Source organism: Pseudomonas sp. 58(2021) (assembly GCF_017491585.1).
Taxonomy (GTDB): Bacteria; Pseudomonadota; Gammaproteobacteria; order Pseudomonadales; family Pseudomonadaceae; genus Aquipseudomonas; species Aquipseudomonas fluorescens_BT.
This window is the reverse complement of record NZ_JAFGYZ010000009.1, coordinates 193,922-217,861: the sequence shown is the minus strand read 5'-3', so window position 1 is coordinate 217,861 and position 23,940 is coordinate 193,922. Positions and strand designations below refer to the sequence as shown.

The window sequence follows — 23,940 nt, the reverse complement described above, 5'->3', positions numbered from 1 at the left end:
CAAAACCAATGCCGTAAAGAATGGGCCATGCGCGCGAAACCTCGTGTCAGGGTGGGTCGTTCTGCCAGCGTCGACGCAGATGATCGAGCCGCTCTTGCTGGGTCAATCCTTGCGGCGGTTGCATCAGTTCTGCACGCGGATGCAGCAGGCGTAGCCACAACCAGTCGTCCAGCACGGCCCGCTCGCTGAAACCCAATGTCAGGCCTTGTTCAACGTGGGAGGACAACGCGCGGTAATCGGTTCCCGTCGATTGGCTCCAGCGCCAGATATGTTGTTCCAGCAGGCAGCGGTGCAAGTGTTCACGCTGATGACGGGTCAGGGACTGCTCGATGTTGAGTGGCTCGACGTCCAGCCCAGGATTGCGCAGTTGCTGCCAGCCCTGGATGCCGCTCGCCCGGTCGGCCCAGGTACCGCCGAACCAGCGCAGCCAACCGATCGGCCCGAGCCAGCGGCTCAACTGGCGCGCATCGCAGGCGTCGAAAAAGTAGCTGGCCGTCTGCCGGTCGTAGTAATTGAGCAGCGCACGATGATTCAGACCGACAGAAACCGTCAGCATCCGTTGCAAATGTTCACGCAGCGATTCGCTCGAGGCATCGCTGCCCAGCAACAGCCCGCACCAGATCTGCGGGTCTGTATGACATAACGCCGACAGCATCGGACAATCGCGCAGATCGACCAGCAACGGTCCCTGCTCGCACACGGGCTGAAACTCCGTACCGTCGAACAGCTTCAGGCTCGGCACATCCGGGAAACCCTGGCGCAATACACTCAAGGCCTGCGCCGCATGCGCAACGTCCAGCAACAGCCACTGCGCACGTTGCCCCGGCGCTGTACCGCTCATCGCCCATCGCCAGGTTTGCGCCCCGCGAGCAGCCGGCAACTGCACACGGCCTCCCGACAGTGATGAAAGCTGCCGCCCCCGGGCATCAGGCACAGCAACAACAGGGGCTCGGCGCCACGCAGCCATTGTGCGATCCCTTCACTGGCCAGCGTCTCGGGCAATGGCGGCGGTTCATCCTCCTCATGGCTGCCGTCGTATGCCGGTGGCTGCAGGACTCCGCTGATGACCGGCTGCTCGGGATCACCCTCAAGAAAACTGACCACCACTTCGACACCCTCGCGCAATGCCTTCGTCGCCGTGTCGGTCAATGCCGGAGCCAGTGGCAGCCAGCAGTGGCTGGGCGCTGCGCCCTCGCCCTGGTAGAGCCAGTCGAACTGCACCGCAACGGGCCTCGAACGGTCAGGTCGGGGCTCATCGACCGCCACGACCCAGGCGCGTTGCAGACTGCTCATGCTCAACGCCGGGCGTTCGACGGCCGGCGCATTGACCTGCAAGTGTTCGACGGCACAGATTCGGTTGCTGTAAGTGGGCTCGAGCAACTGATCGGCGCGATGCTCGACTCGGGTCAGCAACCAGTTCGTACCGCATTGCGCAAATGGCTGCGACGACAGGCTCAGCCATTGACCGCAGCGCAGGGTCGGCACGTCGGAGTGCCCCTGCGCCGATCGAATCCGCCGGGCATGTTCACCGGGGCCACAAGCCTGTTCCCGGGTCGCCCAGCGGCGCACCGCCGGCGCCTGCCCCTCAACGTCGAATCGCACAGCCTCTGATGGCGGCAGCAACGCCGGATCATCGCCGAACACCAGGCAGTGGCTGTCCTGCCCATGCTCGAAGTGATAGTGAATCCGTGCCTGCGCACACAGGCGCTGCACCAGTTGCAGATCCGATTCGCCGTATTGGGTGCAGAATCTGCGGGCCGGATGCTCGACCTGCAATTCGAAGCGGCGCCGGGAACCGGTGATTCCATGCTCCCTGAGCACTTGGTCCAGAATCTGTGGAACAGACCGGCCACTGAAAATCCGCTGGCTGTGACGCAGCCCCAGGCAACTCAGCCGGGGCCCCAGCCGCGCTCGGCACAGCCTGGGTCCATGGCCATGTTCGTGCTGGACAAGCCCCTGCAACTGACCGTGAACGCCGTTGCCCGACGGCCCGAAGGACAGGCGTGCCGAGCGATAGAGCAGGCCGGCAAGGTCCAGATGAGGATCGTCGATCAACACATCGATTTCGAACGCAAAAGGCTCGCTGATGGCCTCGCTCCCCGTAAAGGCCAGGACTTCGAACGGGGCGGACAGACCCGCTACATCGAGGCGAAACGACGGCTCGTCGGCTGGATCGAACATGGATGATTCTCTACAGGAGGGGCGGGCGGGGATTCTCGCCGAGAGCCATGGCCGAGTAGAGAGCCGAAGTACAAATTAGGAAATGACCTACGTGAAAAGCAGACGACATCACTTTTCTCGTGAGGACGACAGTCAATTCGCTAGTCGAAAAAGACAAGTCTCACCAGGTTGTCTGAAAACTCCGATTAATACGGAACAATTTCAGACAACCTGATGGATTCGGAACCTGCCGTCAGGAAGACAGGTAGGAGGAACGGGTCAGACCCAGGCGCAGTGCATCGAGGAACTGGGTACGCTCGCTGGCGCTGATGCGGGCACTGGCGCACTTGTCGCGGTAGTGGGTCATCAGCTCTTCCGGCGACAAGTGCACGTAACGCAGCATGTCTTCGATGGTGTCGTGGGTTTCAATGCCGGCGTGGTACACGCTGCCATCGGCGTTCTGATAGATGTTCACCGAGTCGGTGTCACCGAACAGGTTGTGCATGTCGCCGAGAATTTCCTGATAGGCGCCGACCAGGAACACGCCCAGCAGGTAATCTTCACCTTCGTTCAGCGCGTGCACCGGCAGGCTGGTCTCGATGCTCTGCTCGTCGACGTACTGGTTGATCTTGCCGTCGGAGTCACAGGTCAGATCCTGCAGCACCGCGCGACGCAGCGGCTCTTCATCGAGACGGTGCAGCGGGATGATCGGCAGCACCTGATCGATGGCCCAGGTATCCGGCAGGCTCTGGAACACCGAGAAGTTGCAGATGTATTTGTCGGCCAGCTTGTCGTTGAGTTCGTCCAGCACCTGGCGGTGCGAACGCTGGCGCGCCTTCAGCGAGTTGTGCAGGCGACGGCACACGGCGAAGTAGCATTGTTCGGCCAAGGCTTTTTCAGCCAGGGTCAGCTTGCCGTCGGCGTACTGGGCAGCCACGTCGCTCATGTAGTGGGTGGCGCGCCAGTAAGTTTCGGTGACCATTTCAATGTCGGTCGGGCCGAGCAGGTCAACCAGCCACTGCACGGTTTCCGGCAGCGCTTCCTTGTTTTCGATCTGCGGCACGTCGTCGTTGTGTTTCTCGACGTCGGTCACCTGCACCACCAGCATCGCGTGGTGCGCGGTCAGCGAACGGCCGCTTTCGGAGAAGATGTGCGGATGCGGCAAGGCCTGCGCGTCGCAGAACTCCTTGAGCATGCCGACCACGACACCGGCGTAGTCGTCCATGTCGTAGTTGATGGAGCTGGCATTGCGCGAGTGGGTACCGTCGTAGTCGACACCCAGACCGCCACCGACGTCGATGTGATCGACCGGCAGACCGAGGTTGCGCAACTCGCCGTAGTAACGGATCGCTTCCTTGAAACCGTGCTGGTAGTCAGCAAGGTTGGCGATCTGCGAACCCATGTGGAAGTGCAGCAGGCGGATGCCCTGATCCAGGCCCGCCGCGCGGAAGCGCTCGACCACCGACAGCAGTTGCGCCGCCGACAGACCGAACTTGGACTTCTCGCCACCGGTGTCCGCCCACTTCGACGAAGCCAGCGAGGACAGGCGAACACGCAGGCCGACCTGTGGCTTGACCTTCAGCGAAGCCGCTTCTTCGATCACCAGGCCGACTTCGGATTCTTTCTCGATCACGATGAACACGTTGTGGCCGAGCTTCTGGCCCATCAGCGCCAGACGGATGAACTCGCGGTCCTTGTACCCGTTGCAGACGATGGTGCCGCCCTTCGGCGCCAGTGCCAGCACTGCCAGCAGCTCGGGCTTCGAACCGGCTTCCAGACCGATGGAAACGTTCTGGGTGGCGATGATGTTCTCGATCACCGCTTCCTGCTGGTTGACCTTGATCGGGTACAGCGCGGTGTACTTGCTCTGGTATTCCAGACGCTCGATGTTGGCATCGAACGCACCGGTCAGCTGACGGACGCGGTCTTGCAGGATGTCGGGAAAACGCACCAGCAGCGGCAGGGACAAGCCACTCTTGCGCAACTGGTCGACTTGTTCGAACAGATCGATAGGCGAACTGCTCGGGCCGTTCGGACGAACTTCGACGCGACCGGCGTCATTGATCGCGAAATACCCGGCCCCCCAATGGCGAATCCCGTAAACACTGCGGCTGTCCGCAACTGTCCATTGGCTGCCATCGTCTTTGCGTGTGCGTCGTACGGACATCGAAGTCCCCTATAAAGAAGTCATAGTGCGTCGCCTGATCTCAGGCCGGCGCAGTCTAAAGAATGAAAATGACGGTTCGTCAGCGGGGCGGTAGACCGCGCTGACAGCGTTGAGTTTAGAAACCGGTCATGAACAGGCTCTGTGAAAACCATGGAAACGACGCCGGAACCGATGACGATCAGTGCCGGATCAAGCCGCAGGTGGTTTTCACAGAGGCTGCTAGCCGCCGGACTTCTTCGCCTTGAAACCGTGCTTGATCAACTCGGCCAGGAGCAACTCGACATGATCGCCCTGGATCTCGATGACCCCGTCCTTCAACGCACCGCCGGTGCCGCAACGTTTCTTCAACGTTGTCGCCAGCTCCTTGAGTGCGTCTTCGGCCAGGGGCACGCCGGTGATGGTGGTCACCGTCTTGCCGCCACGGCCCTTGCTCTCGCGACGCACGCGGGCAATGCCGTCGCCGGCCGGGATCACGGTTTGTCTGCAGATACAGGCGTCCACCGGCTTGCTGCATTCCGGGCAATGACGACCTGCGTCGGTGGAAAATACCAGGCCGCCCAGGGCGGCGAAGGATGCGGCTTTTTTGGCCACCGGCAATCCTCTTGGGAGGACAAAGACTGATCGCAGCCTTGGGCAAGGCTATCGACCGCGAAGCCCCACTCAGGCAGGGGCAGCGCTACTGCACCGGTTGCTCCTGAAAACAGGCCGGCACAGCTTGAAAAGGTCGCGCAGTGTAACGGCAAAAACGCCGATTGCTAAGTGCCAATCGGCGCCAATTTATGAGTTCTTTGCGACGTCGCTTTGCTGAGCCTTCAGATAGCGTTTCAACGCTGCCAGAGAGTCCGGGCAATAGGGCTTCAGCTTGATTTCGCGCATCACCTGATCGACCGGAATGAAGCGCGCTTCGAGCACCTCTTCCGGTTGCAGGATCAACGGCCCGTCCCACACCGCCGAAAACGCCGAACACCACAGGCGATTGCCGGTGTCTTCGAAGTAGAAATGGTCGTGGGCCGTCAGCTCGACGCCGCTCACCCCCAACTCTTCCTCCAGTTCACGGGCCGCCGACTCGGCGTAGGTCTCGTTCGCCTGCACCATGCCGCCTGCCGCCACGTCCCAGTAACCGGGATAAATGGCTTTGCTCAACGTGCGCCGATGCACGCAAAGTTCACCGGCGGAGTTGAACAGCATGATGTAGGTGCCACGGCCGATCAGCCCGCGCTCGCGCAGGTCGGAACGTACCAGGGCGCCGAGCAGGTTGTCCTGCTCGTCGACCCAGGCGATCTGTTCGGCATCCGAGGCGGCGCGGTGGGCCGCCTCTCTGGCGCTCTCGTCCATGACTCAGCCCTGATTGAGCAGTTGACGCAAATCGATCACGGCGGCGTTGGCCCGGGAAATATAGTTGGCCATGACCAGCGAGTGGTTGGCCAGCACACCGAAGCCGCTGCCATTGAGGATCATCGGGCTCCAGATCGGCTCCTGAGACGCCTCCAGTTCACGAATGATCTGACGCACGCTGACGGTCGCGTTCTTCTTCGCCAGCACGTCGGCGAAATCGACTTCGATGGCGCGCAGCAGGTGCGACAGCGCCCAGGCCTGGCCACGGGCTTCGTAGAACACGTTGTCGATCTGCATCCACGGGGTCTCGACGACTTCCTCGTCGACCTGCGGCACTTCACCCACCGCCGGCACTTCGGTTTTCAGCGCGGTGTTGAGCTTGACCCGGCCGACACTGGCGGACAGCCGTTGCGACAGCGAACCGAGACGCGTCCCGACGTCGCCCAGCCAGTTGTTCAGGTTGTCGGCGCGGGCGTAGAACAAGGCGTTTTTCTGGGTAGGGTCAGACAGGCGCGCCTGATAACGGCTCAGGGAATTGATGCCTTCCTGGTATTCCGACTCGCTGGACGGCAGGATCCAGCTCTTGTTGTCGAAGTTGAAGCGTGGTTCAGCCTTGGCCAGATCGGCATCTTCAGCCGACTGCGACTGCGAGCGGGCAAAGTCCTTGCGCAAGGCACGGGTCAGGTCGCGCACCTGGACCAGCACGCCGTATTCCCAGCTCGGCATGTTGTCCATCCACAGGCCCGGCGGGAAGCGGTCGTTGGAAATGTAGCCGCCCGGTTTGTTCAGCAGAGTACCGGCGACGGTCTTGAGGGTTTCGACGGTGGTGTAGCCGACCACCATCTGCTTGCCTTCCTTCTCGGCAGCCAGCTGGGCGTTCTGCGCCACGGGAAACAGGGCCGGTTCCTCGCTCCAGTACCAGCCCAGGGCGATGGTCACCAACAGATAAATACCGACCAGCGTGGCCAGCGCGCGGCTGAACAACAGGCCGCCCACATAGCTGCGGGCGGCGGATTTCGGCTCGGCGGCACGTTCGGGCGCACTGCTCGCGCGATTCTTCCAGTCCAGCATGGCGATATCCTTTCAATCTTGGGTTCAACGGTTCGACAGCAACCATACAACAACGTGCCTCTGGCCCGCACCCGTCAATAATGACAGGGGGTGACTCTTTGGACCGGGCGTCGTGCACTAAGGGATTCCCTGATGCCCGTCACCCCGAGAAATGCTTGCCGATACCCACGGAAAAACTCGTGTTCCCTCAGGTTTTCGTTACGCGTTTTCGGCAGAAACTGCTTCTCGACACGCCACTAAGTGCCCTGTTCACGGGGCCTCTACCGACGACCCGGTTCGAAGCAAAACCCGCCGGTCAGAAACTGAATGGTGACGCACCGCAGATTATTGACGTACGACACTGATGTAACCGGAAAGAGGTGCTAGCATAGAGCCACCAGTCGATCTCAGCATGCACCCTAACTAGTAGTCAGGATATGACCGAGCCAGAAGACCCCAGCCGCGAGCGCCTCAAGCACCACTTTGCCCAGCGGGTAATTCATCAGGCACGTCAGATTCTTGAGATATGGCAGCGCCTGCAACGCAGTGAGTGGTCCACTGCCGACCTCGCCGAACTGAGCGAGGCCAATCTGCGCCTGCTGCGTTTTGCCGAGCGCTTCGAACAGCCCGAGCACACCCAACTGGCCCATCACATCAGCCAGTCGCTGGAAGCCGTCGACGCCAATCGCGGGCGCCTGAGCAGCGGCCTGATCACCGATCTCAACCGTTTGATGCAGCGTCTGTCACGCACCGGCCTGCGCCATGGTGATCAACTCGACCAGACCTTTCTGCCGCCCCTGCGCAAACCGATCTACGTGATGCTTCAGGATCACGACCGCGCCGAACGACTGGCCAAACAACTGGAGTTCTTCGGTCTCAGCGCCCAGGCGCTGGACAGTGTGTCGGCGTTTCGCTCCTCGATGGTCGAGCGTCTGCCGGCCGCCATCGTCATGGACGTGGACTTCAGCGGCGCCGGCGTCGGCCTGAAACTCGCCGCCGAAGCCCAGCAAGGTCTGGAAGAGCCGTTGCCACTGCTGTTCTTCAGCCTGCATGAAACCGACACCCCGACCCGCCTCGCCGCCGTGCGCGCCGGCGGTCAGGAGTTCCTTACCGGCACCCTCGAAGCCTCGAGCTTGCTGGAGAAAATCGAAGTCCTGACCTGCGTCGCTCAGTACGAACCTTATAAAGTGCTGATCATCGACGACTCCCGCGCCCAGGCGATGCACACCGAGCGCCTCCTCAACAGCGCCGGGATTGTCACCCGTACCCTGATCGAGCCGATTCAGGCGATGGCCGAGCTGGCGGATTTCCAGCCGGACCTGATCATCCTCGACATGTACATGCCGGCCTGCACCGGCACCGAGCTGGCCAAGGTCATCCGCCACAACGACCGTTACGTCAGCGTGCCGATCATTTATCTGTCGGCCGAAGACGACCTCGACAAGCAGCTCGACGCCATGAGCGAGGGCGGCGATGACTTCCTGACCAAGCCGATCAAACCGCGCCACCTGATCACCACGGTGCGCAACCGCGCCGCCCGTGCGCGCAACCTGAAAGCACGGATGGTCCGCGACAGCCTCACCGGCCTGTACAACCACACGCACATTCTTCAGTTGCTGGAAGACTGCTCGTTCCGCGCCCGCCGCGAAAACAAGCCGCTGAGTTTTGCAATGCTCGACATCGACCATTTCAAACGGGTCAACGACAGCCATGGCCACCCCATGGGCGACCGGGTGATCAAGAGCCTGGCGCTGTTCCTCAAGCAGCGCCTGCGCAAGACCGACTTCATCGGCCGTTACGGCGGCGAAGAATTCGCCATCGTCATGCCTGACACCGATATAGAAGCCGCGCACAAAGTGCTCGACGAAATTCGCCAGCGCTTCGCTGAAATCCATTACCCGGCCCAGCCACAGGATCTTTGGTGCACCTTCAGCGCCGGGGTAGTGGAGATGCACGACGACTCCGACAGTCTGATGATGGCCAGCCAGGCCGACGAGGCGCTTTACCGCGCCAAGGGTGAAGGCCGCAATCGGGTGCAGACCGCGCGAGACTCAAAGCAAAGTGCCACTTTTTCACCGGAATCCACCGATTCGGTCATAACCTTGTAACAGAACAGAAATAAATTCAGGCACTTACCATTTCTGCCGTTGGTAGCCGTCATGCGCCTGAAGTTGCTCACCAATCTCAACACGCTGTTGCTGGTCGCCGTCTGCGTGGCCCTCGGTGCCACGCTGTGGTGGTCGCAAAAAGCCCTCGAACGCCCGTATCTGCTGATGGAGCGCTACCTCGGGCTGTCACAGCAATTTCAGAATGAAGTCGCGCGCAACGTCGAGGACTACCTCGGCAGCGGCGATGCCTTGCGCCTGAGCAGCGCCAGCCAGGCCATCGACAGCCTGCAGAAAGAACTCGGCGAGCTGCCGCCCGCCCTGGCCGACACTCTGCGCCCGAGCCTCACCAGCCTCGATGAATTCAGCAAGACCGACCTGCTGGCCGCCGGCAAACTGGCCGGCGATCCGCAGGCGCTGCTGTTGCAGGCCGAGCGCGAATTGAGTGCCAGCCTCGATCAGCTCAACACCTATGCCGGCGGCAACTCGACCTATCTGGCGCCGTTGCTTGGCGCCTCTCAGCATCTGGGCAAGTTGTCGCTGGCCCGCGACAAACTGGTCAGCAGCGGGCGCAGTGAACTGGCTGCCGATGTCGAGCGCGAGATCACCAACATCCGCACCCAGGCCCAGGCAATCGATGCCCTGCCCTTGCTCGGCGTGGTCACCCGTAGCGAATCCGGCAGCGACGATTTCGCCTCGATGATGGGCATTGAAAACACTGAAAAAGCCGTCGCCGAAGACGCCGGCGTCGGCCTCAAACGCGAACTCAACAGCTTGCTTGGCCGCTATCCGGCAGAACTGGCCCGCACCCGCGACCAGATCCAGAAACGCACCGAACTCAGCACCGCGACCCACCAGAAAATCGCCGCCGTTCAACAAGCCATCGCTGGCCTTGAGCCAGTGGTACGTGCCCAACACGGGCAGATCCAGAGCGAAGTGCGCCTGATGCAAGGTGTGATGATCGGCTTGATCCTGTTGATCGCCCTGCTGATCGACACCCTGCAGCGACGTCTGGCTCGTACCCTGACCAATCTCGCGCCCGCATTGTCGACTTGGGCCGAGGGTGATTTCAGCCGTGACATTCATCTGGGCAAGACCAACCGCGAACTGCACGACATCGAAGTCTCGCTCAATCGCCTGCGTGCCTATCTGGTGGATCTGGTCGGGACGATTCGCGGCAATGCCGAACAAGTGGCGGGCAGCAGCCGCACCCTGGCCGAACTGAGCAACGACCTGCACAGAGGCGCCGAGCATCAGGCCGGCGATACCGCGCTGATCCGTGACTCCCTGAGCGAACTGGAAGCGACCATCCAGCAGGTGGCCGGCGATGCCCGTCAGGCTGCGGACGCCAGCCGTCACGCGGGACAGGCCGTCGAGCATGGGCAAAAGGTCATCGGCCTGAGCCTCACCGGCCTGCATGCGCTGGTCGGAGAAGTGCAAGGCAATGCGCAGATGATCGAACATCTGGCGCAAGAGTCGGCCACCATTGGCGGCGTACTGACAGTGATCCGTTCGATTGCCGACCAGACCAATCTGCTGGCCCTGAATGCCGCGATCGAAGCCGCCCGCGCCGGAGAAATGGGCCGCGGGTTTGCCGTGGTGGCCGAGGAAGTCCGCTCATTGGCACAACGCACCGCCGGCGCCACCGCAGAAATCCAGACCTTGATCGCCGGCCTGCAAACCGCCGCCCGACAATCGGTCGAAGGCATGCGCGCCCAGGTGGAGCACGCCGAAGCCACGGCCAATCAGGCGCAATCGGCGGACGGTGCGCTGGACAAGATCGTCGGCGCGATCCAGACCATTTCCGACACGGCAGTGCGCATCGCCGAGGTCACCGCGCAGCAAAGCGGCGCGGTCAGCGAAATCCGCGATCACAGCGAACGCATTCATCAATTGGGTGGGGATAACTTGTTGCGCATCGGCGAAGGACGCGAACAGGGGGAGAATCTGCTGGTATTGGGCGGGCAACTGCATACAGCGGTGCAGGCATTCCGCGTCTGATCGCGATTGTGCCGGGTTTGGCCGCGTGAATGACCGGATCTGATCACTCAGTCACATATTTCGCGCAAACATCGGAGATCGTGCTGGCTATTGCAGAGAACTGGACAGTCACAAAGTCTTTGCGGCATAGTCGCCGGGTTCTGATGAAGGCTCACCCATAACAAGGAACACGCAGATGGCAACGCTACTGGTGCTGCACGGCCCCAACCTGAACCTGCTCGGCACCCGGGAACCCGGGACCTACGGGTCGACCACCCTGGCGCAGATCAATCAGGATCTGGAGCGCCGCGCCCGTGACGCCGGCCATCATCTGCTGTATCTGCAAAGCAATGCCGAGTACGAATTGATCGACCGCATCCACGCCGCGCGCGGCGAAGGTGTGGACTTCATTCTGATCAACCCAGCAGCTTTTACACACACAAGTGTCGCATTACGTGACGCGCTGCTGGCGGTGAGCATCCCATTCATCGAAGTGCATTTGTCCAACGTGCACAAACGCGAACCTTTCCGCCATCACTCTTACTTCTCCGACGTAGCGGTGGGAGTGATCTGCGGCCTTGGCGCCAGCGGTTATCGACTGGCCCTGGAGGCTGCACTAGAGCAGCTTGAACAACAAGCTATACGCCCCTGACCGACCCTTGGGAGTTGATGATTCATGGATATCCGTAAAGTTAAGAAACTGATCGAATTGCTGGAAGAGTCCGGCATCGACGAGCTCGAGATCAAGGAAGGCGAAGAGTCCGTACGCATCAGCCGTCACAGCAAGACCCCGGCGCAGCAGTACTACGCACCGGCTCCGATGCAGGCTCCGGCCGCTGCACCTGCCGCGGCTGCCGCTCCGGTTGCTGCTGCAGCCGCTCCAGCGGCCGCTGCTGCTCCAGCGCTGAACGGCACCGTTGCCCGTTCGCCGATGGTCGGCACCTTCTATCGCAAATCTTCGCCAACCTCGCCGTCCTTCGTTGAAGTCGGCCAGACCGTGAAGAAAGGCGACACCCTGTGCATCGTCGAAGCCATGAAGATGATGAACCACATCGAAGCTGAAACCAGCGGTGTGATCGAGTCCATCCTCGTCGAAGACGGCCAGCCGGTTGAGTACGACCAACCGCTGTTCACCATCGTTTGAACTGCGGAGAGCCTTTGATGACTGCGAAGTTGGAAAAAGTTCTGATCGCTAACCGCGGTGAGATCGCCCTGCGGATTCTGCGTGCCTGCAAAGAGATGGGCATCAAGACCGTCGCCGTTTACTCCAAGGCCGACAAAGAGCTGATGCACCTGGGTCTGGCAGACGAATCCGTCTGCATCGGCCCGGCTTCTGCCGCGCACTCTTACCTGCACATCCCGGCAATCATCGCGGCCGCTGAAGTGACTGGCGCTACCGCCATTCACCCAGGCTACGGCTTCCTCGCGGAAAACGCCGACTTTGCCGAGCAGGTCGAGAACTCCGGCTTCGCTTTCATCGGCCCGAAAGCCGAGACCATTCGCCTGATGGGCGACAAGGTATCGGCCAAGCACGCGATGATCGAAGCGGGCGTTCCCACCGTTCCAGGTTCTGACGGCCCGCTGCCGGAAGACGAAGAAACGGCGCTGCGCATCGGTCGCGAAGTCGGCTACCCGGTGATCATCAAGGCCGCCGGTGGCGGCGGTGGTCGCGGCATGCGCGTGGTGCACAAGGAAGAAGACCTGATCGCCTCGGCGAAACTGACCCGCTCCGAAGCAGGCGCGGCGTTCGGCAACCCGATGGTCTATCTGGAAAAATTCCTGACCAACCCGCGCCACGTCGAAGTGCAGGTTCTGTCCGACGGCCAGGGCAACGCCATCCATCTGGGCGACCGCGATTGCTCGCTGCAACGCCGTCACCAGAAAGTTCTCGAAGAAGCGCCGGCTCCGGGCATCGACGAGAACGCGCGCAAGGAAGTCCTGGCTCGCTGCGTCAAGGCGTGCATCGACATCGGCTACCGTGGCGCCGGCACTTTCGAGTTCCTGTACGAGAACGGTCGTTTCTACTTCATCGAAATGAACACCCGTGTTCAGGTGGAGCACCCGGTTTCGGAAATGGTCACCGGTATCGATATCGTCAAGGAGATGCTCAGCATCGCCGCTGGCAACAAGCTGTCGTATACCCAGGATGATGTGGTCATCCGCGGTCACTCGCTGGAATGCCGGATCAACGCCGAAGACCCGAAAACCTTCATGCCGAGCCCGGGCACGGTCAAGCATTTCCACGCACCAGGCGGCAACGGCGTTCGCGTCGATTCGCACCTGTACAGCGGTTATGCCGTTCCGCCGAACTACGACTCGCTGATCGGCAAGCTGATCACTTACGGCGCCACCCGCGACGAAGCCATGGCCCGCATGCGCAATGCCCTGGACGAAATCGTGGTCGACGGGATCAAGACCAACATCCCGCTGCACCGTGACCTGACCCGCGACGAAGGCTTCTGCAAAGGGGGCGTGAACATTCACTACCTCGAGCACAAGCTGGCTGGCGAGAAGCACTAAGCTTCAGCCCGCACCTGACAAAGCCGCCTTCGGGCGGCTTTGTTGTTTCCGAAGGTTTCATCTGCTCACACATTCCCCGCTCCCACAAAAGCGTCGAGCTCGCGTAAACTTGCGCGCTTCTCGCAGGCCGCTAGGCTGCAATCAATCTTTTTCACAGGTGCCCGCCATGCCTTGGCTGCAAGTACGTCTGGCCATCAGCCCGGAACAAGCCGAAACCTACGAAGACGCTTTCCTTGAAGTCGGCGCCGTTTCGGTGACCTTCATGGACGCTGAAGATCAGCCGATCTTCGAACCGGAACTCAATACCACCCCGCTGTGGGCACACACCCACCTGCTGGCCCTGTTCGAGGGCGGCACCGAAGCGGCGCCGGTACTGGCCCATCTCGAACTGCTGACCGGCAGCCCGCTGCCCGAGCACCACAGCGAAGTGATCGAAGACCAGGACTGGGAACGCAGCTGGATGGACGGCTTTCAGCCGATGCAATTCGGCCAGCGTCTGTGGATCGTGCCGAGCTGGCACGCCGCACCGCAACCCGATGCAGTCAACCTGCTGCTGGATCCGGGCCTGGCCTTCGGCACCGGCACCCACCCGACCACCGCCCTGTGCCTGGAATGGCTCGACGGCCAGGATCTGAAAGACTGCAACGTGCTGGACTTCGGCTGCGGCTCGGGGATTCTGGCCATCGCCGCCCTGCTGCTCGGCGCGAAAGAAGCCGTCGGCACCGACATCGACGTGCAGGCGCTGGAAGCTTCGCGCGACAACGCCGGGCGCAACGGCATTGCCGACGAACTGTTCCCGCTGTATCTGCCGGAAGACCTGCCACAGGTCAAAGCCGACGTACTGGTGGCCAACATCCTGGCCGGCCCGCTGGTATCCCTGGCGCCGCAGCTGTCAGGCCTGGTCAAGTCCGGCGGACGCCTGGCGCTGTCCGGGATCCTCGCCGAACAAGGCGAAGAAGTCGCCGCCGCCTACGCGCAGGACTTCGATCTCGACCCGATCGCCAATCGCGATGGCTGGGTGCGCATCACTGGCCGTCGGCGCTAGAATGACCGCCTGCTCAATCCGGATCGCCGCATGACCGACAGCTTCGTCACCCAGTGCCCGCATTGCCAAACCAGTTTCCGCGTCAGCCATACTCAATTGAGCGTGGCCCGCGGGGTGGTTCGTTGCGGCTCCTGCCTGCAAGTGTTCAACGCCGCCAAGCAGCTGCTCGAACAACGCGCAGGCAAGGAAGCAGTCACGCCGACGGCGCCAGCCATCGCAGAACCGGCACCGGCAACCGAAGCACCGGTCGTCGCCAGACAACCCGACCCCATCGAACCACCTGAACCTCGCGCCATCAGCCAGAAGCAGTGGAGCGCTGCCGAGCTGGATCTCGACAGCCTGGATCTCGATGAAGAGCTGGCTCGTCTCGAGCAGCGGGAAATCCAGCCGACCACCGAATTCGGCGGTGCACGCCAAGAATCCCTCAGCGCTCGCCGTGACGACCACGAGCCGGATGACGAGCCTTGGTCGGACAGCCTGTTCAGCAAACCGGCAAATGAACGGATCGTCGTGCCTGAACACGCCAGCGATCCCGCCGATTTCGAACCGGTGAAACCGGAACGCACCGAACCTTCACTGTCGCTGGAGCCGGTCGACCTCGATGACGAGCCAGCCATTCCGCAGTTGCGCCTGCATGACCCGATCGATCCGGCAGCGCGCCACGAGCGCCTGTCGGCGAGCACGGAAATCGATGACGATCTGCCGGCGGTCGAACCATCCCGCAAAAAGCGCGAACGTGACGAACCCGGCGTACGTGCCGAAGTCCTGCAGGATCTGACCGACGATCCGCTGCAACTGGACTGGCAGAAGCGTCGCTCGCCCTGGGGCCGGCGCCTGCTCTGGCTGTTGCTGGTGCTACTGGCCGCCGGCGGCCTCGCCGGCCAGTACATCAGCTATCACTTCGACGAACTGGCCCGCCAGGACCAGTACCGCCCGTGGTTCCAGCAACTGTGCCCGCAGATCGGCTGCACGGTGCCGTCCAAGGTCGATATCGCCAAGATCAAGAGCAGCAACCTGGTGGTGCGCAGCCACCCGGAATTCAGCGGTGCGCTGGTGGTGGATGCGATCATTTATAACCGCGCCCCCTTCTCGCAGCCTTTTCCGTTGCTGGAGTTGCGCTTTGCCGACCTCAACGGACACCTGATCGCCAGCCGGCGCTTCAAGCCCGGCGAGTACCTCAATGGCGATCTCGAAGGCATGGCGGAAATGCCCCCGCAGACGCCCATCCACATCGCCCTGGACATCCTCGATCCCGGACCGAAAGCGGTGAACTACAGTCTGAGTTTCCACTCCCCCGAGTAGAACGCTCCACTGCTTCAGGATTGACGGCAGTTTTCTGACTTTGCCCGGCACGACCAAACCGTCGGCAATAACGAAATGGCTGTTCAGATTTTGTTCAATTCAGCCTTTATCCAGTCATCGAGAGCGGGTATCATGCCAACCCTTTTTCGAACTCTCATGATCCGGCCCCACTTCAGGGAAGTCCTATGTCGGCGGTACGCATCGGCCCATATACATTGCAGAACGGCTTGATCCTCGCCCCCATGGCGGGTGTCACCGACCAGCCCTTTCGTCAGTTGTGCAAGCGTTTGGGCGCAGGGCTTGTAGTCTCGGAAATGGTCACCAGTGACATGAGCTTGTGGAATACCCGCAAGTCGCGCATGCGCATGATCCACGAAGGCGATCCCGAGCCACGCTCGGTGCAGATTGCCGGTGGCGACGCGCAGATGCTGGCGGATGCAGCCCGGGCCAACGTCGAACTGGGCGCACAGATTATCGACATCAACATGGGTTGCCCGGCGAAAAAGGTCTGCAACAAGGCTGCCGGCTCCGCGTTGCTGAAGGATGAAGCACTGGTTACCGAGATCCTGCACGCCGTCGTGGCTGCGGTTGATGTGCCGGTAACCCTGAAGATCCGCACCGGATGGGATCGCGACAACAAGAACGGCCTGACCGTGGCGAAGATCGCCGAGCAGGCCGGGATCACGGCGCTGGCGGTGCATGGCCGCACCCGCGCCGACCTGTACACCGGCGAAGCCGAGTACGACACCATTGCCGCGATCAAGCAGGCGGTGTCGATTCCGGTCTTTGCCAACGGCGACATCGTATCGCCGGAAAAGGCCCGCTACGTGCTCGACGCGACCGGTGCCGATGGCCTGTTGATCGGCCGGGCTGCCCAGGGGCGGCCATGGATTTTTCGTGAGATCGAACACTTCCTGCGTACCGGCGAGAAAATGCCGGCGCCGGAACTGATCGAGGTGGAACGCATTCTGCTTGAGCATCTGGCTGCCCTCCACGCCTTTTATGGGGATGTGATGGGCGTACGCATTGCCCGAAAGCATGTGGGCTGGTATCTCGCAACCTTGCCGGGCGCCAAGGAGTTTCGCGCCCGTTTCAATCGTTTGGATGGTACGGAAACACAATGCGCCAACGTTCGGGAGTTCTTCGCCGAACGTTACAAGAGCCTGACAGGGGACGGAGAAGGGGTGGCCGCATGACGATGATGACCGAGACTTTAGTGAGTGGAACAACACCCGTGAGCGACAACGTGAATTTGAAACAGCACCTCAATACCCCGAGCGAAGAAGGCCAGACCCTTCGCGGGAGTGTCGAGAAGGCGCTGCACAATTATTTCGCCCACCTTGAGGGCGCAGCCGTCACGGACGTGTACAACCTGGTGCTCTCCGAAGTCGAGGCTCCCCTGCTCGAAAGCGTGATGAACTACGTCAAGGGCAACCAGACCAAGGCCAGCGAGCTGCTCGGACTCAACCGCGGCACGCTGCGCAAGAAACTCAAGCAGTACGACCTGCTGTAAGCATTCAATCCAACCAGAAAGGCGCCCGCGTAAAACCGGTCGCCTTTTTTGCTGACTTCCCTTGCTTTTGATGGAAATTGAGATGACCGACCAGACTACCCGCCTGCCGATCCGCCGCGCCTTGATCAGTGTTTCCGACAAGACCGGGATCCTCGAATTCGCCAGGGAGCTGGAAGCCCTGGGCGTGGAAATCCTTTCCACCGGCGGGACCTTCAAACTGCTGCAGGACAACGGCGTGGCCGCAGTGGAAGTCGCGGATTACACCGGTTTCGCAGAAATGATGGACGGTCGGGTGAAAACCCTGCACCCGAAAATCCACGGCGGGATCCTCGGTCGTCGCGGTATCGATGACGCCATCATGAACGAGCACGGCATCAAGCCGATCGACCTGGTAGCCGTCAACCTGTACCCATTCGAAGCCACCATCAGCAAGCCAGGCTGCGACCTGCCGACCGCCATCGAGAACATCGACATCGGCGGCCCGACCATGGTCCGTTCGGCAGCGAAAAACCACAAAGACGTGGCCATCGTGGTGAATGCCAGCGACTACGCCAACGTTCTGGAAAACCTCAAGGCCGGCGGCCTGACCTACGCTCAGCGTTTCGACCTGATGCTCAAGGCATTCGAACACACTGCCGCCTACGACGGCATGATCGCCAACTACATGGGCACCGTGAACCAGGCTGCCGAGACCCTGAGCACCGAAGGTCGCAGCGAATTCCCACGCACCTTCAACAGCCAGTTCATCAAGGCCCAGGAAATGCGCTACGGCGAGAACCCGCACCAGAGCGCGGCGTTCTACGTTGAAGCCAAACCGGCCGAAGTCGGCATCGCCACCGCGACCCAGCTGCAAGGTAAAGAGCTGTCGTACAACAACGTGGCCGACACCGACGCCGCGCTGGAATGTGTGAAGAGCTTCGTCAAACCGGCCTGTGTGATCGTCAAGCACGCCAACCCGTGCGGCGTGGCCGTGAGCCCGGACGCCGAAGGCGGCATTCGTCAGGCCTACGAACTGGCCTACGCCACTGACACCGAATCGGCGTTCGGCGGCATCATCGCCTTCAACCGTGAACTGGATGCCGAAACCGCCAAGGCGATCGTCGAGCGTCAGTTCGTTGAAGTGATCATCGCCCCAAGCGTCAGCGAAGAAGCCCGCGCCATCGTTGCTGCCAAGGCCAACGTTCGCCTGCTGGCCTGTGGCGAGTGGTCGGCCGATCGCGTTCCGGCCTGGGACTACAAGCGCGTCAACGGCGGCCTGCTGGTACAGAGCCGCGACATCGGCATGATCGGCGCTGACGACCTGAAAGTGGTGACCAAGCGCGCCCCGACCGAACAGGAAATCAACGACCTGATCTTCGCCTGGAAAGTCGCCAAGTACGTTAAATCCAACGCCATCGTCTACGCCAAGAACCGTCAGACCATCGGTGTCGGCGCCGGCCAGATGAGCCGCGTAAACTCGGCGCGTATCGCTGCGATCAAGGCTGAGCACGCCGGTCTGCAAGTGGCTGGTTCGGTGATGGCGTCCGACGCGTTCTTCCCGTTCCGCGACGGTCTGGACAATGCGGCCAAGGTCGGTATCACTGCGGTGATCCAGCCGGGTGGCTCGATGCGTGATGCCGAAGTGATTGTTGCTGCCGACGAAGCCGGTATCGCCATGGTATTCACCGGCATGCGCCATTTCCGTCACTAATCCGACAACGGCCGCACTGAAGCCGGCATCTGCTGCGTTGGAGCCGACCTCGATGATGCTCATTGCCAAAAGGCAACTCCGCTCACCGAGGTCGACTCCGCCTTGCATCTACCGGCTTCATTGCGACCTCCTGGAGCGTGAAGCGCTTCAGGTTCTAAAACAGAATTAGCGTCATCCGAGGTTTTTGAAATGAATGTTTTGATCATTGGCAGCGGTGGCCGCGAACACGCCCTGGCCTGGAAAGTGGCTCAGGATCCGCGTGTGCAGAAAGTTTTCGTCGCACCGGGCAACGCCGGCACCGCGATTGAAGCCAAGTGCGAGAACGTCGCCATCGACGTGCTGGCCCTTGAGCAACTCGCTGACTTCGCCGAGAAGAACGTTTCCCTGACCATCGTCGGCCCGGAAGTCCCGCTGGTCGCCGGCGTCGTCGATCTGTTCCGCTCCCGTGGCCTTGACTGCTTCGGACCGACGGCGGGTGCCGCACAGCTGGAAGGCTCGAAAGCCTTCACCAAGGATTTCCTGGCTCGCCACAAGATCCCGACCGCCGACTACCAGAACTTCACCGAGATCGAGCCGGCCCTGGCTTACCTGCGTGAAAAAGGCGCACCGATCGTGATCAAGGCCGACGGCCTGGCCGCCGGTAAAGGCGTGATCGTCGCCATGACCCTGGCCGAAGCCGAAGACGCCGTGCGCGACATGCTCGCCGGCAACGCTTTCGGCGACGCCGGTTCCCGCGTCGTGATCGAGGAATTCCTCGACGGCGAAGAAGCCAGCTTCATTGTCATGGTCGACGGCAAGAACGTCCTGCCGATGGCCACCAGCCAGGACCACAAACGCGTCGGCGACGGCGACAGCGGCCCGAACACCGGCGGCATGGGAGCCTACTCCCCGGCCCCGGTGGTCACCGCCGACGTGCACCAGCGCGTGATGGACCAGGTGATCTGGCCGACCGTGCGCGGCATGGCCGACGAAGGCAACGTCTACACCGGTTTCCTGTACGCCGGTCTGATGATCGACAAGGCCGGCAATCCGAAGGTCATCGAGTTCAACTGCCGTTTCGGCGATCCGGAAACCCAACCGGTGATGCTGCGTCTGCAGTCGAGCCTGGTGTTGCTGGTCGAAGCAGCGCTGGCCCAGGCCCTGGACAAGGTCGAAGCCCAGTGGGATCCACGCCCGAGCGTCGGCATCGTGCTGGCGGCCGGCGGTTACCCGGGCGATTACGCCAAGGGCTCGACGATCAGCGGCCTGGACGCGGCAGCGGCTCTGGAAGGCAAGGTCTTCCATGCCGGCACCGCGCTCAAGGACGGCAACGTCGTGACAGCCGGCGGTCGGGTGCTGTGCGCTACCGCCATGGGCGCCAGCGTAGGTGCCGCTCAGGAGCAAGCCTACAAGCTGGCCAAGGCCATCGACTGGGAAGGCTGCTTCTACCGCACCGACATTGGCTACCGCGCCATTGCCCGTGAACGCGGCGAAACCCGCTAATAAGCTACGCTGTGTTTCCGGCAGGGGCTCATCGCCCTTGCCGGACTGTTCCGACGCTGCGCATCGTTATATTCTGGCATCAACCTACGAAGGGATTTCGCCGTGCGCTGGCTCAGGATTGCCATAGGCTTCACCGTCACCTTGCTGACCTTGCTCTGCATGCTTGCGGCCCAGGCCGCGCAAGGCAGTGGCTGGTCGATATTGCTCGACGATCAGGGCAACCTCCAGCTGAGCGATATCCGCTCCTCCCGCTACACCAATCAATTCAGCCCCATCGAGCTTGACCGCCTCACCGCGGCCGAACCGGATGGCGCACTATGGCTGCGCTTCAAACTGGCCCCCGGCAAGCACGAACAAGTGCTGCGAATCTTTGCCCCCGACCTGTCGCACCTCAATCTGTACGTCCTGGACGGCGAGCGACTGATCGAACAACGGGAAACCGGGACCGGGCAGGCCCAGGCCGAACGTCCGCTGCCCAGCACTGACTTTCTGTTGCCATTGCCGCAAAGCGACAAGACTCTCGACATCTACCTGCGAATGGTCTCCGATCACCAGTTGCGTCCGTACATCACTCTGCAATCGGCGGTGATGGGCGCGGCCAATCATAACCAGACGCTGATCTACGGCTTGCTGTTCGGCTGCCTCGGCATGCTGATCCTGCACAACCTGATCCGCTACGCCTACACCCGCTCGCGCAGCAGTCTGTGGCTGGCAGTGTGTGAAGGCCTGCTGACCCTGAGCCTGTTGCTGTTGCTCAACCTGGCCGGCCCATGGCTGCCGAACTGGCACGCGATCCAGACCCCCGGCGCCTATCTGGCCCTGCTGCTGACCGCCCCGTCCGGACTGATGTTCGCCTACCGATTTTTCGCTCCGCTCGGCGAACATCCGCTGAACAAGCTGTTGCTGGGCGACATTCTGTTCATCGTGATTTGCAGCCTGCTGCTGTTGTTCGTCAACACCTTGCCGCTGAACATCATTACCTATGCACTGGTGGCCCTGGCGGGCCTGAGCATGTTGCTGGTGGGGTTCTACCACTGGCAGAAAGGCTACCGCCCTGCCCGGTTGTTCGTCGCCGCGATGGTGGTGTTCAACATCGGTACGCTGATCATCCTCCCGGCCTTGTTGGGGTTGACCCTGGTGGCGCCGCAAGGCCTGATCATGACGCTGATGGGGTTCATCTGCATCAGCGGGCTGCTGATGAGCATCGCCCTGGGCGAACGCCAGCGCAGCATCACCGAAAGCCGTTTCAGCATCAGCCGCGACCTCGCCGCGAGCAACGCCGAAATCAACGCCAAAGCCGAATTCCTGGCCAAGATCAGCCACGAGATCCGCACCCCGATGAACGGCGTGCTGGGCATGACCGAACTGCTGCTCGGCACGCCGCTGTCGGTCAAGCAACGGGACTACGTGCAGACCATCCACAGCGCCGGCAACGAACTGCTGACCCTGATCAACGAGATCCTCGACATCTCCCGGCTCGAATCTGGCCAGATCGAGCTGGACGACGTGCAGTTCGACCTCAACGCCTTGATCGACGATTGCCTGAGCATCTATCGGGCGAAGGCCGAACAGCAGAGCGTCGAATTGATCAGCTTCATCCAGCCGCAGGTACCCCGGGTCATCAGCGGTGATCCGACGCGCCTGCGCCAGACCTTGCTGAGCCTGCTGGAAAACGCCCTGAAGAAAACCGAGGAAGGCGAAGTACTGGTCGTGGTCGCCCTCGATGAGCGCAGGGCCGGGCCACGCCTGCGCATTGCCGTGCAGGACAGCGGTCAGCCGATGGATCAGGAAGAGCGCGATGCGCTGATGCACGCCGAGCTCCACAGCAAGCATTTCCTGTCGGCCAACCGACTGGGCGGCAATCTCGGGCTGGTGATCGCACGGCAACTGATTCGCCTGATGCACGGCGAGTTCGGCATCAAGAGCGGTGGCACTCAGGGCAGCACACTGTGGCTGACCCTGCCGCTGGATCCCGATCGCCTGGAGCACCCGACCTCCGATCTCGACAGCCCGCTGCAAGGGGCGCGGGTGCTGGTGGTCGACGACAACGAAACCTGTCGCAAGGTGCTGGTGCAACAGTGCAGCGCCTGGGGCCTGAACGTCAGCGCCGTGCCGTCAGGCAAGGAAGCGCTGGCCCTGCTGCGTACCAAGGCGCATCTGCGCGACTATTTCGACGTGGTCCTGCTGGACCAGAACATGCCCGGCATGACCGGCATGCAACTGGCCGCCAAGATCAAGGAAGACCCGAGCCTGAACCACGACATCCTGCTGATCATGCTCACCGGCATCAGCAATGCGCCGAGCAAGATCATCGCGCGCAACTCGGGGATCAAGCGCATCCTGGCCAAACCGGTGGCCGGTTATACCCTCAAGACCACGCTGGCCGACGAGCTGAACCAGCGCAACCGCGGCCAGGCGGTGTTCCAGCCACAAGCGACCGGCCCGGCCACGGCCGTCAAGGTTCCGAGCGACTTCCGCATCCTCGTCGCCGAAGACAATACGATTTCCACCAAGGTGATCCGAGGCATGCTCGGCAAGCTCAACCTGCAACCGGACACCGCCAGCAATGGCGAAGAAGCCTTGCAGGCCATGAAGGCCCAGCGCTACGACCTGGTGCTGATGGATTGCGAAATGCCGATCCTCGATGGCTTCTCCGCCACCCAGCAACTGCGGGCCTGGGAGGTCGGCAATCAGCGTATCCGTACGCCGATCGTCGCGCTGACCGCGCACATCCTCGCCGAACACAAGGAGCGTGCGCGCCAGGCCGGCATGGACGGGCACATGGCCAAACCGGTGGAACTGTCGCAACTGCGCGAGCTGATCGAGCACTGGGTAGCTCAGCGTGATCAACACAATCGCACGGCGGCACGAACGCCCTGAACCTGGCGAGCGCTCACCTTCTCAACGGATCTTGCCGTGATGACGCCAGATCCGCCTGATAGACTCCGTTCAACTTTCGTCGGCGCGAGTTTCCATCATGCTCCATGTGTTGTTCAGCGTTTACCTGAAGATGCTGGTGCTCTACAGCCCGTTCTTCGTGTTGTCCTGCTTCATCAGCCTGACCCGGGGTTATTCGCGCAAGGAACAACGGCGCCTGGCCTGGAAAGTTGCGATCGCCACCCTGGTATCGAGCGTGTTGCTGTACCTGTTCGGGCGGGTGATCTTCGACGTGTTCGGCATCACCGTGGATGCTTTCCGCATCGGTGCCGGCAGCGTGCTCTTCATCTCGGCGCTGGGCATGGCGCAGGGCAAGTCGGCGGTGCAGGCCGACAATGTGCAGCAGGACGTGACCATTGTCCCGCTGACCATCCCGCTGACCGTCGGCCCCGGCACGATCGGTGCGCTGCTGGTGATGGGCGTCAGCCAGCCGCACTGGGATGACAAGCTGATCGCGATCATGAGCATCGCACTCGCCAGTTTTACCGTCGGCGTGGTGTTGTATCTGTCGAATCGAATCGAGCGGATTCTCGGCGATCAGGGGTTGCAGATCGTCAGCCGGCTCATGGGATTGTTTGTCTGTGCCCTGGCTGCGCAGATCATCTTTACCGGGGTGAAGGGTTATCTTGGCTGACCTGCCGCCCCGCAAATGAA

The 23,940-nt window shown here is 61.7% G+C and carries 19 protein-coding genes; 13 read left to right on the top strand and 6 right to left on the bottom strand.

Annotated elements, in window-relative coordinates; translation table 11 throughout:
* Positions 1–46 precede the first annotated feature (46 nt).
* The 6 genes from J5M72_RS13085 to J5M72_RS13060 all read right to left on the bottom strand — a co-directional run bounded on the left by J5M72_RS13085 (position 47) and on the right by J5M72_RS13060 (position 6,733).
* Complete coding sequence (locus tag J5M72_RS13085) at positions 47–841, bottom strand: DUF4123 domain-containing protein (protein ID WP_207865667.1); 795 nt, start codon at positions 839–841, stop codon at positions 47–49.
* A complete protein-coding gene (locus tag J5M72_RS13080; RefSeq protein ID WP_207865665.1) occupies positions 838–2,181 on the bottom strand; it encodes a contractile injection system protein, VgrG/Pvc8 family in 1,344 nt (447 codons plus the stop codon). Before J5M72_RS13080 ends, J5M72_RS13085 begins: the two co-directional genes overlap by 4 nt.
* A gap of 232 nt (positions 2,182–2,413) precedes the next feature.
* On the bottom strand, positions 2,414–4,327 hold the full coding sequence (gene speA / locus J5M72_RS13075; RefSeq protein WP_011332271.1) for an arginine decarboxylase: 1,914 nt from the start codon (positions 4,325–4,327) through the stop codon (positions 2,414–2,416).
* A gap of 219 nt (positions 4,328–4,546) precedes the next feature.
* Positions 4,547–4,918 carry a translation initiation factor Sui1 gene (locus J5M72_RS13070; RefSeq protein ID WP_085732741.1) on the bottom strand — a complete coding sequence of 124 codons (372 nt, stop codon included), beginning with the start codon at positions 4,916–4,918 and terminating at the stop codon, positions 4,547–4,549.
* Positions 4,919–5,104: 186 nt separating this feature from the next.
* A complete protein-coding gene (locus tag J5M72_RS13065; RefSeq protein ID WP_169428684.1) occupies positions 5,105–5,662 on the bottom strand; it encodes an NUDIX hydrolase in 558 nt (185 codons plus the stop codon).
* A 3-nt stretch (positions 5,663–5,665) separates the two neighbouring features.
* A complete protein-coding gene (locus tag J5M72_RS13060; protein WP_207865664.1) occupies positions 5,666–6,733 on the bottom strand; it encodes a DUF2333 family protein in 1,068 nt (355 codons plus the stop codon).
* A 416-nt stretch (positions 6,734–7,149) separates the two neighbouring features.
* Here J5M72_RS13060 and gcbA point away from each other — a divergent pair, with 416 nt between their 5' ends.
* From gcbA to J5M72_RS12995, 13 genes are all read left to right on the top strand, one after another.
* On the top strand, positions 7,150–8,820 hold the full coding sequence (gcbA, locus tag J5M72_RS13055; protein WP_085711233.1) for a diguanylate cyclase GcbA: 1,671 nt from the start codon (positions 7,150–7,152) through the stop codon (positions 8,818–8,820).
* Between the two features lie 51 nt (positions 8,821–8,871).
* On the top strand, positions 8,872–10,818 hold the full coding sequence (locus J5M72_RS13050; RefSeq protein WP_207865662.1) for a methyl-accepting chemotaxis protein: 1,947 nt from the start codon (positions 8,872–8,874) through the stop codon (positions 10,816–10,818).
* 175 nt (positions 10,819–10,993) lie between these two features.
* Positions 10,994–11,449 carry a type II 3-dehydroquinate dehydratase gene (gene aroQ, locus J5M72_RS13045; RefSeq protein ID WP_169428681.1) on the top strand — a complete coding sequence of 152 codons (456 nt, stop codon included), beginning with the start codon at positions 10,994–10,996 and terminating at the stop codon, positions 11,447–11,449.
* Positions 11,450–11,473: 24 nt separating this feature from the next.
* Entirely contained in the window at positions 11,474–11,941 is a 468-nt protein-coding gene (gene accB, locus J5M72_RS13040; RefSeq protein ID WP_007951023.1) for an acetyl-CoA carboxylase biotin carboxyl carrier protein, read from the top strand.
* 17 nt (positions 11,942–11,958) lie between these two features.
* Complete coding sequence (gene accC, locus J5M72_RS13035; RefSeq protein WP_011332264.1) at positions 11,959–13,317, top strand: acetyl-CoA carboxylase biotin carboxylase subunit; 1,359 nt, start codon at positions 11,959–11,961, stop codon at positions 13,315–13,317.
* A 166-nt stretch (positions 13,318–13,483) separates the two neighbouring features.
* The gene (gene prmA / locus J5M72_RS13030) at positions 13,484–14,362 is read left to right on the top strand and encodes a 50S ribosomal protein L11 methyltransferase (RefSeq protein WP_085732735.1); all 879 of its coding nucleotides are present in this window, start codon (positions 13,484–13,486) and stop codon (positions 14,360–14,362) included.
* Positions 14,363–14,392: 30 nt separating this feature from the next.
* Positions 14,393–15,664 carry a DUF3426 domain-containing protein gene (locus J5M72_RS13025; RefSeq protein ID WP_207865660.1) on the top strand — a complete coding sequence of 424 codons (1,272 nt, stop codon included), beginning with the start codon at positions 14,393–14,395 and terminating at the stop codon, positions 15,662–15,664.
* Between the two features lie 185 nt (positions 15,665–15,849).
* Entirely contained in the window at positions 15,850–16,860 is a 1,011-nt protein-coding gene (dusB, locus tag J5M72_RS13020) for a tRNA dihydrouridine synthase DusB (RefSeq protein WP_207865658.1), read from the top strand.
* Positions 16,857–17,177 carry a DNA-binding transcriptional regulator Fis gene (gene fis / locus J5M72_RS13015; protein ID WP_003186237.1) on the top strand — a complete coding sequence of 107 codons (321 nt, stop codon included), beginning with the start codon at positions 16,857–16,859 and terminating at the stop codon, positions 17,175–17,177. Before dusB ends, fis begins: the two co-directional genes overlap by 4 nt.
* Before the next feature lie 82 nt (positions 17,178–17,259).
* The gene (gene purH / locus J5M72_RS13010) at positions 17,260–18,867 is read left to right on the top strand and encodes a bifunctional phosphoribosylaminoimidazolecarboxamide formyltransferase/IMP cyclohydrolase (RefSeq protein ID WP_207865656.1); all 1,608 of its coding nucleotides are present in this window, start codon (positions 17,260–17,262) and stop codon (positions 18,865–18,867) included.
* Positions 18,868–19,056: 189 nt separating this feature from the next.
* Positions 19,057–20,349: a phosphoribosylamine--glycine ligase gene (purD, locus tag J5M72_RS13005; protein WP_207865654.1), complete on the top strand. Its 1,293-nt coding sequence runs from the start codon at positions 19,057–19,059 to the stop codon at positions 20,347–20,349.
* 102 nt (positions 20,350–20,451) lie between these two features.
* Positions 20,452–23,229: a hybrid sensor histidine kinase/response regulator gene (locus tag J5M72_RS13000; RefSeq protein WP_207865652.1), complete on the top strand. Its 2,778-nt coding sequence runs from the start codon at positions 20,452–20,454 to the stop codon at positions 23,227–23,229.
* Positions 23,230–23,326: 97 nt separating this feature from the next.
* A complete protein-coding gene (locus J5M72_RS12995) occupies positions 23,327–23,920 on the top strand; it encodes a MarC family protein (RefSeq protein ID WP_119429392.1) in 594 nt (197 codons plus the stop codon).
* The last annotated feature ends 20 nt before the right edge of the window (positions 23,921–23,940 follow it).

Excerpts from the sequence above, each read along its gene's own strand:
- J5M72_RS13085 (WP_207865667.1), bottom strand. The coding sequence starts at position 841 with ATGAGCGGTACAGCGCCGGGGCAACGTGCGCAGTGGCTGTTGCTGGAC.
- J5M72_RS13080 (WP_207865665.1), bottom strand. The coding sequence starts at position 2,181 with ATGTTCGATCCAGCCGACGAGCCGTCGTTTCGCCTCGATGTAGCGGGT.
- speA (WP_011332271.1), bottom strand. The coding sequence starts at position 4,327 with ATGTCCGTACGACGCACACGCAAAGACGATGGCAGCCAATGGACAGTT.
- J5M72_RS13065 (WP_169428684.1), bottom strand. The coding sequence starts at position 5,662 with ATGGACGAGAGCGCCAGAGAGGCGGCCCACCGCGCCGCCTCGGATGCC.
- J5M72_RS13060 (WP_207865664.1), bottom strand. The coding sequence starts at position 6,733 with ATGCTGGACTGGAAGAATCGCGCGAGCAGTGCGCCCGAACGTGCCGCC.
- gcbA (WP_085711233.1), top strand. The coding sequence starts at position 7,150 with ATGACCGAGCCAGAAGACCCCAGCCGCGAGCGCCTCAAGCACCACTTT.
- J5M72_RS13050 (WP_207865662.1), top strand. The coding sequence starts at position 8,872 with ATGCGCCTGAAGTTGCTCACCAATCTCAACACGCTGTTGCTGGTCGCC.
- aroQ (WP_169428681.1), top strand. The coding sequence starts at position 10,994 with ATGGCAACGCTACTGGTGCTGCACGGCCCCAACCTGAACCTGCTCGGC.
- accB (WP_007951023.1), top strand. The coding sequence starts at position 11,474 with ATGGATATCCGTAAAGTTAAGAAACTGATCGAATTGCTGGAAGAGTCC.
- accC (WP_011332264.1), top strand. The coding sequence starts at position 11,959 with ATGACTGCGAAGTTGGAAAAAGTTCTGATCGCTAACCGCGGTGAGATC.
- prmA (WP_085732735.1), top strand. The coding sequence starts at position 13,484 with ATGCCTTGGCTGCAAGTACGTCTGGCCATCAGCCCGGAACAAGCCGAA.
- J5M72_RS13025 (WP_207865660.1), top strand. The coding sequence starts at position 14,393 with ATGACCGACAGCTTCGTCACCCAGTGCCCGCATTGCCAAACCAGTTTC.
- dusB (WP_207865658.1), top strand. The coding sequence starts at position 15,850 with ATGTCGGCGGTACGCATCGGCCCATATACATTGCAGAACGGCTTGATC.
- fis (WP_003186237.1), top strand. The coding sequence starts at position 16,857 with ATGACGATGATGACCGAGACTTTAGTGAGTGGAACAACACCCGTGAGC.
- purH (WP_207865656.1), top strand. The coding sequence starts at position 17,260 with ATGACCGACCAGACTACCCGCCTGCCGATCCGCCGCGCCTTGATCAGT.
- purD (WP_207865654.1), top strand. The coding sequence starts at position 19,057 with ATGAATGTTTTGATCATTGGCAGCGGTGGCCGCGAACACGCCCTGGCC.
- J5M72_RS12995 (WP_119429392.1), top strand. The coding sequence starts at position 23,327 with ATGCTCCATGTGTTGTTCAGCGTTTACCTGAAGATGCTGGTGCTCTAC.